The following is an 11,485-nucleotide window of genomic DNA, read 5'->3' as shown; positions in this document are numbered from 1 at the left end:
GCGCAGGCCGGCGGCAGGTCGGCCGGGCGGTCGCCCTCGCCCGCCACCGCGATCGCGCCGGCCGCGGCGGCCTTGGCCGCGAACAGGCGTCCGTCGGCCTTCGTCCCCGGCACGGCGACGAAGACGCCGCCCGGCACCACGTTCCGGCTGTCGGCGGTCAGCCCGGCCACCGGCCGGTCGGCCTCCGCCGCCCCGGCTTCGGGGAACAGGGCGCCCAGCGTCGCCGCGCTCACGGGCCGCCGACCATGTTGGCGTGGTAGGCGTTAAGCTTGACCATCAACGGGAAGGGCTTGGCCGGCGGCTCGAATTGCGGCGGCAGGCCGAGGATCGGCGCCACGCGCTCGATCACCTTGCCGGTGACGACGCCGGAGTTCCAGGCGGCGGTGGCGTAACCGCCGCTCTCCGGCAGTCCCTGGGGCTCGTCCATGATGGTGACGAACAGGTATTTCGGCTTGTCCATGGGCGCGGCCGCCATGAAGGTCGTGAACAGGCGGTTCTTGTTGTAGCGCCCGCCGATCACCTTCTCGGCGGTGCCGGTCTTGCCGCCGACGAAGTAGTACGGGATCGCCGCCTTCTTGGCCGAGCCCTCGACGGCGTTGAGGCGCATGATGAAGCGCATCGCCTCGCTCGTCTGCGGGCTCAGCACCGTCGTCGCCTTGGCCATCGCCGCCTTGACGTCGGTCTTGAGGAAGGTCGGCGTCATCAGGAAGCCGCCGTTGGCGATCGCGGCCACCGCCGCCGTCGCCTGGATCGGCGCCACCGCGAGGCCGTGGCCGAAGGCGATGGTGATGGTGTTGATCTCGGTCCAGCGCGGCGGGACGATCGGCATGGCCGATTCCGGCAGCTCGGTCCGCATCCGGTCGAGCAGGCCCATCTTGCGCAGGAAGGCCTTGTGGCCGGGCACGCCGACGCCGAGGGCCATCTTGGCCGAGCCAATGTTGGAGGAGTGGGTGAACACCTCCGGCATGGTGATGACGCGGTTGGTGCCGTGATATTCGTGGATCTTCTGGCGGCCCCAGTTCAGCACGCCGCCGCGGGTGTCGAAGGTCGAGTTGACGTTGTACTTGCCCGATTCCAGCGCCATGGCGAGGGTCATCGCCTTGAAGGTCGAGCCCATCTCGTAGACGCCGACGTTCATGCGGTTGATCTTGTCGTCGGACAGGGCGTCGACCGGGTTGTTCGGGTCGAAGTCCGGCATCGAGACCAGCGCGATCACCTCGCCGGTCTGGACGTCGAGGATCATCGAGGCGCCGGCCTTGGCCTTGAAGTGCTCGATGCCCTTGGCGAGCTCGTCGCGCACCGCGAACTGCGCCCGTAGGTCGACGGAGAGCTGGATCGGCTTGAGGTCGGTTTGCTTGGCGACGAAGCCGAAGTCGTTCAGGGCCTTGTTGCCCTGGTTGTCGATGTACTTCTCCATGCCGGCGATGCCGATGCCGTCGAGGTTGGTCGCGCCGATGATGTGGGCGGCCGCGACCCCGTTCGGGTAGACGCGCTTGTGGTCGGGCAGGAAGCCGATGCCGGGGATGCCGAGGCGGTGGACCTCGGCCTGCTGCTTCGGGGTCAGCTCGCGCTTGACCCAGACGAAGCCGACGCCCTTCTTGCCGGGCTTCTGGGTGAGCTTGGCGCGCAGTTCCGTCGCGTTCAGCTCGGGCAGGACGGCGGTGAGGAGTTCCACCGCCTCGTCCTTGTCGTAGATGTTGCCGGGCTCGGCGAAGACCGAAACGGTACGGATGTCGGTGGCGAGGATCTCGCCGTTGCGGTCGATGATGTCGGGCCGAATGGCGGTGGTGGACGCGGCCGCCACCCGGTGCTCCTGGCTCGGCGGCGCGCCGAAGATCGCGATCGACAGCAGCCGCACGCTGATCGCGCCGAACACCGCCACGAAGGCGAGTCCGACGAGCGCGACGCGGGTGTGCGAGCGCTCGATCGCGAGGCGGAACATCGCCCGGAACAGGCGCACGCCCGGATGCACGCGGGGCTCGGCCGCGACGACCGGCTCATCGATCGCCAGCCGCGCGACGGCCGGCGTCTCGTCCGCGTCGCCGTGGTGCGCAGGCTCAGGCGCGGCATGCCCGATGCCGGCCGCGTCGTCGGCCGCGAAGTGGGCGTCTCGGGCTTCGTGAGCCGCTTGAGCGTCGAAAGCCGTTTGGGCGTCGTGGGCGTCTTGAGACACGGGGACTACCTCGATGCCGGGTTCGGCGTGCGGGTCGTGACGACGGTGCGGGTGATCGAGCCGGTGGTGCGGGGCTCGGAGGCCGGCCCCTTCTCCTTCGGCGTCGCGGTGGCCGCGAGCAGGCGGCCGATCTCGTCGCCGCGCTCGGGCCGCGCCGGCAGGTCGGCGAGGCGCCCGAGGTGGGCGGTGCCGATCGGCTCGAGGGCGAGGTGCTTCTCCACCGCCGCCTGCAGCCGGTCCGGCCGGGTCAAGAGCTGCCATTCGGCGCGCAGCACCGCGATGGCCTGACGCTCGGCATGCAGGCCGGCCTTCAGCTTCGAGACCTGACCGCCCTGGTAGAGCGTGTCGTACTTGATCGAGTAGGCGTAGATCGCCGAGGCGACGAGGCCGGCGACGGCCAGCAGGTTGAGCAGGCGGATCACCGGCGTGCGCCTCCGCGCGGGGCTTCGGGAAGCGCAGCGAGCGCCTGGATCGCGGCGAGCGGCGCCGGCACGGGTGCGTCCGTGCGCTCGGCGGCGCGAAGCTTGGCCGAGCGCGAGCGCGGGTTGCGCGCCGTCTCGGAATCGGAGGGCAGCACCGGCCCCTTGGTCACCGGCGTGAAGCTGCGGGCGGCCGTGGGCTCGCCGCCGGGCAGCGCGCTCGGCATGTGGCGCGAGGCCTGGACGGCGCGGCCGCTGCGGGCGGAGAAGAACTGCTTGACGATGCGGTCCTCGAGCGAATGGAACGTCACCACCGCGAGCCGCCCGCCCGGCCGCAGCATCCGCTCGGCGGCGTGCAGCGCCTGGACCAGCTCGCCGAGCTCGTCGTTGACCGCGATGCGCAGGCCCTGGAACGTCCGCGTCGCCGGGTGGATGCCGCTGCCGGGCTCGGTCCGCACGACCCCGGCGACGAGGTCGGCGAGCTGCGCCGTGGTCTCGATCCGGCCGCGGCGGCGCGCCTCGATGATGGTGCGGGCCACCGCCCGCGAGCGGCGTTCCTCGCCGTAATGGTAGATGATGTCGGCGAGCTCCACCTCCTCGGCCTCGTTGACGAGGTCGGCGGCGCTGAGGCCGGTGGCGGCCATCCGCATGTCGAGCGGGCCGTCGTTGCGGAACGAGAAGCCGCGCTCGGGCTGGTCGATCTGCATCGAGGAGACGCCGATATCGAGCACGATCCGGTCGGCCTGCGCCTCGCCGAGATCCGCCAGGTGCGCGTCGAGGGCGCCGAATCGGCCCGGAACCAGCGTGAGGCGCCCGTTCGATGCGGCGACGAGCGCCGCGCCGCCGGCGATGGCCGAGGGGTCTCGGTCGATGCCGACCACGCGGAGGTCCGGGTCGGCGGCGAGCATCGCGCGGGTGTAGCCGCCGGCGCCGAAGGTGCCGTCGACGGCCAGCGTCGTACCGGGAAGGTCGAGGGCGGCGAGCACCTCGTCGAGCAGCACCGGGACGTGCGGGCCGCACGGTTTCTCGATGGGTTTGCGCGTCATCGCTGCGGCCCGTTCGGGCGAAGGCGCCGGGCCGCGTGCGGCCGAGGCGGCCCGCCGGGGATGGGGGGAACGGTTCGGCTCATGGCTGCCTGCACCCGGCCGCGGCGACGCGGCGCGGTCGGTTTGGGCGATCCCGCTCGTGCGGTGGCCGAAGGCCCGCGCGCGGACGATCCCCGCACGGCCGCGGCGAGCGTGGCCGCTGGGGGCGTCCGCCGATCCGGAAATCGCCGATGACGAGATGTTGGCGGGTACCATGGGCCTCTGACGATCGTCAACGCAAGCGAAGACCCGCATCGCGGACATCCGATGTGACCTCAGCAAGGTTAACCGACGGTCAATTTTTCGCCGCGCCCGCCGACGTTCGGCGCATGGGCGCCGGCCATCCTCGGGACCTGCGCGCGTCTGCTGGCGAAAGCTTCGCCGCGATGCGCCGACCGGCGGCACATATTCCGCAGGACCGTGCTTCGCGCGGCGGATCGGCACGCTCCGTCAACGGCTTAGCCGGTGCCGTGGCTCTGCGTCCGGACAGGCAGGAAGCGGATCAGCCGGCCTATAAGCCGGGTTCTGTAGGGCCCGGAGGCGCCGAGGCGCATCCGGACGTGGCGGCCATTCCTCTGGGACGATCGTTGCCGACCGCCTCGAGCAACCAACCCGGGCGACTGGCCTGGAGAGAGGGCCTGCGCCTCTTCCTGCGAGGAGACGCGCGCCGCCCCTATTCGGTCTTGCTCCCGGTGGGGTTTGCCGTGCCGTCCGCGTTGCCGCGTCCGCGGTGCGCTCTTACCGCACCCTTTCACCCTGACCCCGCGACCTCGCGGTCCGGGGCGGTCTGCTCTCTGTGGCACTGTCCCTGGGGTCGCCCCCGCCGGACGTTATCCGGCACCGTCTCTCCATGGAGCCCGGACTTTCCTCCCCAAGCCGAAGCTCGGAGCGGCCGCCCGGCCGACTGATCCGGCGCGGATGTGGGCCGGATCGCCCACCCGGGTCAAGCGGACGGCCGCGCGTTCAGGCGTCGAGGCCGCCCAGGACCGAAATCCTCGTCTGCCGACGCCGTGCGGCTTGCCCCGGACCGCCGCGATCCGGTTACCAGGTCCCGGTGTTCTCCATGGAGGACCACGGCTCCTGCGGCTCCTTGGCGCCGCCCTTCTGCAGGATCTCGATCGAGATGCCGTCGGGCGACTTCACGAAGGCCATGTGGCCGTCGCGCGGCGGCCGGTTGATGGTCACGCCCTTGTCCTTCAGCCGGGTGCAGAAGGCGTAGATGTCGTCGACCTGGTAGGCGAGGTGCCCGAAGTTGCGCCCGCCGGAATAGGTCTCCGGGTCCCAGTTGTAGGTCAGCTCCACGAGGGGCGACTTGGTGGTCTCGGCCCGCGCCGCGTCGCCGGGGGCGGCGAGGAAGACCAGGGTGAAGCGGCCCTTCTCGTTGTCGATGCGGCGCACCTCCTTCAGCCCGAAGGTGTCGACGTAGAACGCCAGCGCCTTGTCGAGGTCGGCGACGCGCACCATCGTGTGCAGGTATTCCATGGGTGTTCTCGTGCTCCGCTGATGCGGGCCTATCTGGGCCCGGGCCGGACCCCGTCAACGGGCTCGGCCGCGCCGCGGCGGACCGCGAACATCCCCTTCGACGCCCCTTCGACGCCCCTTCGACGCCCCTTCGACGTCCCTTCGACGTCCCCTCCGGCCAGCCGAGCGATGCCCCGATGCGAACCGACACGCCCGTCCAGATCCGCCTCGAAGACTACCGGCCGAGCGACTTCCTGATCGACCGCGTCGACCTCGACGTGCGGCTCGCCCCGCACGACACGCGGATCACGGCGCGGCTGGGGCTGCGGCCGAACCCGGCGGGCCGCGCGGGCGCCCCCCTGGTGCTCGACGGCGACGACCTGACGCTCGACGGCATCGAACTCGACGGCGCGCCCCTGTCCGCCGAGGCCTACGCGGCGAGCCCCGCGGGGCTGACGCTGCACGCGCCACCGCAGGGACCGTTCGAACTGACGATCCTGACGCGGGTGGACCCGACCGCCAACACCAAGCTGATGGGGCTCTACCGCTCGAGCGGCGTCTACTGCACCCAGTGCGAGGCCGACGGGTTCCGCCGGATCACCTACTTCCTCGACCGGCCCGACGTGATGGCGGTCTACACCACCCGGATCGAGGCCGAGCGCGCCGAATGCCCGGTGCTGCTCGGCAACGGAAACCCGGTGGAGGCCGGGGAGATCGCCGGCACCGGGCGGCACTTCGCCGTGTGGCACGATCCCCACCCGAAGCCCGCCTACCTCTTCGCCCTCGTCGGCGGCGCGCTCGACCGGGTGGCGCAGGACTTCACCACGATGGAGGGCCGGACGGTCGCGGTCGCGGTCTACGTCGAGCCCGGCAAGGGGCCCCGCGCCGCCTACGCCCTCGACGCGGTGATCCGTTCGATGCGGTGGGACGAGGAGGCGTTCGGGCGCGCCTACGACCTCGACGTGTTCAACGTCGTCGCCGTGTCGGACTTCAACATGGGCGCGATGGAAAACAAAGGCTTGAACGTGTTCAACGACAAATACGTTCTGGCCTCCCCCGAGACCGCCACCGACGGCGACTACGCCGCGATCGAGCGCATCATCGCGCACGAGTACTTCCACAACTGGTCGGGCAACCGCGTCACCTGCCGCGACTGGTTCCAGCTCTGCCTCAAGGAGGGGCTGACCGTCTTCCGCGACCAGGAATTCTCGTCCGACATGCGCTCGCGCGCCGTCCACCGCATCGGCGAGGTCCGCAACCTTCGCGCCCGGCAGTTCCCGGAGGATGCCGGCCCGCTCAGGCACCCGGTCCGGCCGGGTGCCTATGCCGAGATCAATAACTTCTACACGGCCACGGTCTACGACAAGGGCGCCGAGATCGTGCGGATGCTGCGCACCCTCGTCGGCGCCGACGCCTTCCGGGCCGGCATGGACCGGTACTTTTCCGACAACGACGGCAACGCCGCGACCGTCGAGGATTTCCTGGCGGCCTTCGCCGCGGTGACCGGGCGCGACCTCCAGCCCTTCGCCCGCTGGTACGAGCGCCCCGGCACGCCGGCCCTCGCGGTGACGCGCGCCTACGACGCCGAGGCCCGGCGATACACGCTGACCTTCCGCCAGAGCCTCGAGGCGGCGGGCCCTCCCCTGGTGATCCCGGTCGCCCTCGGCCTCGTCGGCGAGAACGGCCCCCTCGCCGGGGCGACTTCGACATCGGTCTCCGACGGCGTCTTCGTCCTCGACACCGGGACCGCCACCGTGGTGTTCGAGTGCGTCGCCGAGGCGCCCGTGCCCTCGGTGCTGCGCGGCTTTTCCGCCCCGGTGCGGCTTGAACTCGACCTGACCGACGCCGAGCGCCTCGTCCTGCTCCGGCACGACACCGACCCGTTCAACCGCTGGCAGGCGGCGCAGGGGATCGCGATGCGGCTGATCCTCGAACCGGCCGCACCGGGCGCGGGCGAGGCCTTCGCCGACGCGCTCGGCGCCTTCCTCGACGGCGAGGCCCTGGCCGACCCGGCCTTCGCCGCCCTGGTGCTGTCGCTCCCCGGCGAAGGCGAAGCCGCCAACGAAATCGCCGCCGACCTCGACCCGGACGCGATCCACGCGGCCCGCACCGCCCTTCGGAAAGCGCTGGGCACGCGGCTGCGCCCGCGCCTCGATGCGCTGGCCCTGGCCCTGCGGGCGTCTCAGGACGCCCCCTACAGCCCGGACGCCGCCTCGGCCGGCCGCCGCTCGCTCGCCAACGCCTGCCTCGACCTGATCGCCGCCGCGGACCCGGCGGCCGGCACCGAAGGCGCCCTCCTCCAGCTTCGCGAGGCGCGCAACATGACCGACCGGCTCGCGGCCCTCGGCGTGATCGCGGCGATCCCAGGGGAGGCCCGCGAGGCGGCGCTCGCGGCTTTCGGCGCCACCTATGCCGACGAGCCGCTGGTCCTCGATAAGTGGTTCGCCGTCCAGGCGACGATCGCCGAGGACGGCACGCCGGCGCGGATCGCGGCGCTGAGCCGGCACCCGGCCTTCGCCATGACCAACCCGAACCGGGTGCGGGCGCTGATCGCCAGCTTCGCAATGGGCAACCCGACCCAGTTCGCGAGGGCCGACGGAGCCGGCTTCGCCCTCGTCGCCGAGCGGATCGAGGCCCTCGACCGGATCAACCCGCAGCTCGCCGCGCAGCTCCTCACCGCGTTTTCTTCCTGGCGGCGGTGGGAAAATTCGCGACGGGAAAAGGCCGCCGAAATCCTCAACCGGATCAAGGCGATCCCCGCCCTTTCCCGGGACGTGGCCGACATCGCCGCCCGGACGCTCGAAGCCGGTTAACCATCGCTTAACATTGGCGATTCTCCGCTGATTCCGAGTCGGTAGTCGCGGCTCGGAGTCAAGCCGCGCTGTAAAAAATCCGTGGACAAACCACTCGGGAAAGTGATGAATTGAATTCAGATTCGGGGCCGGCGCAGCAAGGCCCGGACGCTTCCAGTGCACGAGGTCGACCATGCCGGAGGCGGATTCCGCTTCCTTCTCCGCGCGTGCGGATACGATTCTCGGCATCCACTGGCCGACGCGCGCGCCGGCGAGCCGTTTCGTGCAGGCCGAAGCCTGGCTGCGTTATGCGGTGCCGGCCTTGCTCGCGACCTTCCTCGCCTGCCTGGCGGGGCTGACGGCCCTCCACCTCCAGACCCAGCGCGAGGAACTGCTCGCCACCGCGAGCGCCGACCTCGAGTCCTTCACCCGCCTCTCGGCCGGAGCGCTGGCGGGCCACGCCCTCGGCGACGCGGCAGCCCAGGCGAGCCTCGTCGACCTATTTCCCGCGGGCACCCTGCCGGCCGGACGCCGTGTGATGCTCGTCTCACGAGGCGACCGGATCGTCGCGGCCAGGCCCCCACTGCCGCCCGGCACCGAGACCCTTCAGAATGCGCTCGGCGAGTCGGAGGCACTCTCGACGCTCGGCGAGCGGGCGGGCGTGATGCGCCTAGCACTCCCCGACGGCGAGACCGCCTTCGCGGCGATGCGCCGCCTCCCCGGCGGCGAAAGCCGCATCGCGGTGATGCAATCGCTCGAACCGCTGACCGCGAGCTGGACCGGCCGCGCCCGCCACCAGGCGATCCTGGTCGCCGCCGCTGCCCTCGTCATCGTCGGGGTGGGCCTCGCCTACGGGCTGCAGAGCCGCCGGGCGAAGGCGATCGACAAGGTCTGCGAGCAGATCCGCCGGCGCCTTGACACCGCGCTCGGCCGCGGCGCCTGCGGCTTGTGGGACTGGGACATCCCACGCGGGCAGATCTACTGGTCGGATTCGATGTACGCGCTGCTCGGCTACCGCCGCGAGCGCGAGTTCCTATCCTTCGGCGACGTCAACGCCCTGGTCCACCCCGACGACGGCGACCTTTACAGCCTCGCGCGCGGCCTGGCCGCGAGCCAGACCGCTGTCGACCACGCCTTCCGCATGCGCGGGGCGAACGGCGCCTACATCTGGCTGCGCACCCGCGCCGAGGTGGTGCCGGACGTGACAGACGGCGGCCGCCACCTCGTCGGCATCGCCGTCGACGTCACCGAGCAGCAGCACCTCGCCGAGACCAGCGCCACCAACGACATGCGCCTGCGCGACGCCGTCGAGGCGATCTCGGAAGCGTTCGTCATCTGGGACACGAGCAACCGTCTCGTCCTGTGCAATTCCAAGTTCCGCCACCTGCACGCGCTTTCCCCCGAGGACGCGCAGGTCGGCCGCCGCTACGACGAGGTGATGGGCCGCGGGGTACTGCCGCAGATCCGGCGGGAGATGCCGGAGACCGATGCGGCGAGCGCGACGGCCCGCACCTTCGAGGCGGAACTCACCGACGGCCGCTGGCTGCAGATCAGCGAGCGACGCACCAAGGACGGCGGCTACGTCTCCGTCGGCACCGACATCACCAACCTGAAGCGGCACCAGGAGCAGCTCGTCGCCTCGGAGCGCGAGCTGATCGAGACGGTGAAGGACCTGAAGCGCTCGCGCCGCACGCTGGAGTTGCAGACTCAGCAACTCGCCGACCTCGCCGAGCGCTACCTCGACCAGAAGGCGGCGGCCGAGTCCGCCAACCAGGCCAAGTCCGAGTTCCTGGCCAACATGAGCCACGAGCTGCGCACGCCGCTGAACGCGATCATCGGCTTCGCCGAGCTGATGTCGAGCGAGCTCTACGGACCGCTCGGCTCGCCGCGCTACGCCGAATACTGCGCCGACATCCGCGGCAGCGGCGACTACCTGCTCTCGATGATCGACGACATCCTCCACATGTCGCGGATCGAGTCCGACCGCGTGCGCCTCGCGCGCCGCGAGGTCGCCGTCGAGGCCGCGGTCGCCGGGGCGCTGAAGCTGGTGTCGGAGCCGGCGCGGCAGAAGAACCTCCACATCGCCATAGACTTGCAGCCCGGCCTCGCGCTGCTCGCCGACGAGCGCGCCCTGCAGCAGATCCTCGTCAACCTGCTGCAGAACGCGGTGAAGTTCACGCCCGGGCACGGCCGCATCGCGGTGCGCGCGCGCGCCGCCGGGGACCACGCCCACCTGTTCATCGAGGATACTGGGATCGGTATCCCGAAGGCGGCGCTGGCGCGCCTCGGTGCGCCGTTCTCGCAGGTCGAGACCAACCTGACCCGCAGCCACAAGGGCTCGGGCCTCGGCCTCGCCATCGCCCGCTCCATGGCCGAGCTGCACGGCGGCTCCCTACGCATCCGCTCCGAGGAGACGGTCGGCACCATAGTCCTGGTGCGGCTGCCCCGCCCGACCGGCGAACGCCTCGCGGCGGCGGCGGCCGAAGATTCCGGGCAGCAGGCCGTCGCGGCGCTGCGCGAGGCCTCCGGGGCGAGCGTTCGGCAGCCGCAGCCGGCCGGCGCCTGAGGACGCGCCGCGGGGCCGTCGCACCGCGGGCTGCGGCGCGCTACCTGCCTAAAAGGTCGAACCGCGCCACGTCGTGCAGCAGCGCCACGAAGGCCCGCGCGCCGTGGTCGAGGGCAGCCTCCCCGGCCTCGGCGGTGCCGAGCCTGGCGTCGCCGATCGCGCCCGACGGATGGAGGTCGCCGGCCTTCCAGGCAAAGGCGGCCGGGCGCCCGGCGCGCAGGTGCGTGAAGTCGCCGACCATGGCGCGGGTGCGCGAGGGGAAGTCGGCGACGGCCTCGCGCCGCACGAGATCGGGGCGCAGGGCCAGCATCAGCGCAGTCTCGACCCCGCCGGCATGGATGCCATGGACGATCTCGTCCTCCGGGAAGCATCCGTCCGGGTAGCCGAAGCGCGCCCAGGCGGTCGTCACCGCCACCATGCCGAAGCGGGCGCGCAAATCCCCGGCCACGAGGTCGATCAGCGCGCTGTTGCCGCCGTGCGAGGTGACGATCACCAGCCGGCTGCAGCCGGCGCGGTGCACGCCGGCGCCGATTTCGCCCCAGGCGGCGAGCGCGGTCGCGGTAGTGAGGGAGAGCGTTCCAGCAAAGGCGTCGTGCTCGTCGGACTTGCCGACCGACTGCACCGGCAGGACCAGCACGTCGAGGTCGGCCGGCACCAGGGCGCAGGCGCGCGCGAGGTAGCCATCCATGATCGCGACGTCGGTGCAGAGCGGCAGATGCGGGCCGTGCTGCTCGATCGCCGCCACCGGCAGCACCGCGACCGTGCGGCCCATGTCCCGCGCGGAGACCTCCCGCGTGGTCAGGTCGGACCAGAGCCGTGCCGCCATGCTTTGCCTCGATGCGTCCGCTTCAAGCCATACGCTCTAGCAGGCTGCTGCAGAAGTCTGGCGTGGCGCTCGATTTGGATCGTCAGGGCTGTTTTTCGAGATCAGCCCACCTCGACGCGGCTCGATCCGCCAGCTTCGATGGTACTCCAGGTCGCGGGCTGCG

General features: G+C 71.4%; 8 protein-coding genes and 1 other RNA gene. 2 read left to right on the top strand and 7 right to left on the bottom strand.

What is annotated here, in order from left to right; all coding sequences use genetic code 11:
- The 6 genes from FV229_RS21625 to gloA form a co-directional block, all read right to left on the bottom strand.
- Positions 1 to 233: Mur ligase domain-containing protein (locus FV229_RS21625; RefSeq protein WP_246688283.1), on the bottom strand; the 233-nt coding region annotated here is incomplete at its 3' end.
- Positions 230 to 2,005 (bottom strand): penicillin-binding protein 2, encoded by a 1,776-nt coding sequence (locus FV229_RS21620; protein WP_246688284.1) that lies wholly within the window; start codon positions 2,003 to 2,005, stop codon positions 230 to 232. The genes FV229_RS21625 and FV229_RS21620, both read right to left, overlap by 4 nt.
- Positions 2,006 to 2,178: 173 nt before the next feature.
- Positions 2,179 to 2,595, bottom strand: a complete 417-nt coding sequence (locus FV229_RS21615) for a hypothetical protein (protein ID WP_147753936.1) — start codon at positions 2,593 to 2,595, stop codon at positions 2,179 to 2,181.
- Positions 2,592 to 3,638: a 16S rRNA (cytosine(1402)-N(4))-methyltransferase RsmH gene (rsmH, locus tag FV229_RS21610; protein WP_147753935.1), complete on the bottom strand. Its 1,047-nt coding sequence runs from the start codon at positions 3,636 to 3,638 to the stop codon at positions 2,592 to 2,594. Before rsmH ends, FV229_RS21615 begins: the two co-directional genes overlap by 4 nt.
- A 537-nt stretch (positions 3,639 to 4,175) precedes the next feature.
- Positions 4,176 to 4,585, bottom strand: an RNA gene (gene rnpB / locus FV229_RS21605) — RNase P RNA component class A.
- 133 nt (positions 4,586 to 4,718) lie between these two features.
- Positions 4,719 to 5,159: a lactoylglutathione lyase gene (gene gloA / locus FV229_RS21600; protein ID WP_147753934.1), complete on the bottom strand. Its 441-nt coding sequence runs from the start codon at positions 5,157 to 5,159 to the stop codon at positions 4,719 to 4,721.
- A gap of 176 nt (positions 5,160 to 5,335) precedes the next feature.
- Here gloA and pepN point away from each other — a divergent pair, with 176 nt between their 5' ends.
- Complete coding sequence (gene pepN / locus FV229_RS21595; RefSeq protein WP_147753933.1) at positions 5,336 to 7,951, top strand: aminopeptidase N; 2,616 nt, start codon at positions 5,336 to 5,338, stop codon at positions 7,949 to 7,951.
- A 172-nt stretch (positions 7,952 to 8,123) separates the two neighbouring features.
- A complete protein-coding gene (locus FV229_RS21590; RefSeq protein WP_147753932.1) occupies positions 8,124 to 10,496 on the top strand; it encodes a PAS domain-containing sensor histidine kinase in 2,373 nt (790 codons plus the stop codon).
- 40 nt (positions 10,497 to 10,536) lie between these two features.
- On the opposite strand, the gene FV229_RS21585 is transcribed toward FV229_RS21590, so the two are convergent.
- Positions 10,537 to 11,322 carry a creatininase family protein gene (locus FV229_RS21585; protein ID WP_147753931.1) on the bottom strand — a complete coding sequence of 262 codons (786 nt, stop codon included), beginning with the start codon at positions 11,320 to 11,322 and terminating at the stop codon, positions 10,537 to 10,539.
- Positions 11,323 to 11,485 lie beyond the last annotated feature (163 nt).

The sequence above is a fragment of the Methylobacterium sp. WL120 genome, from assembly GCF_008039465.1.
GTDB classification, from domain to species: domain Bacteria; phylum Pseudomonadota; class Alphaproteobacteria; order Rhizobiales; family Beijerinckiaceae; genus Methylobacterium; species Methylobacterium cerastii.
The sequence above is the reverse complement of the archived record's forward strand: the minus strand, read 5'-3'. Positions and strand labels throughout refer to the sequence as shown.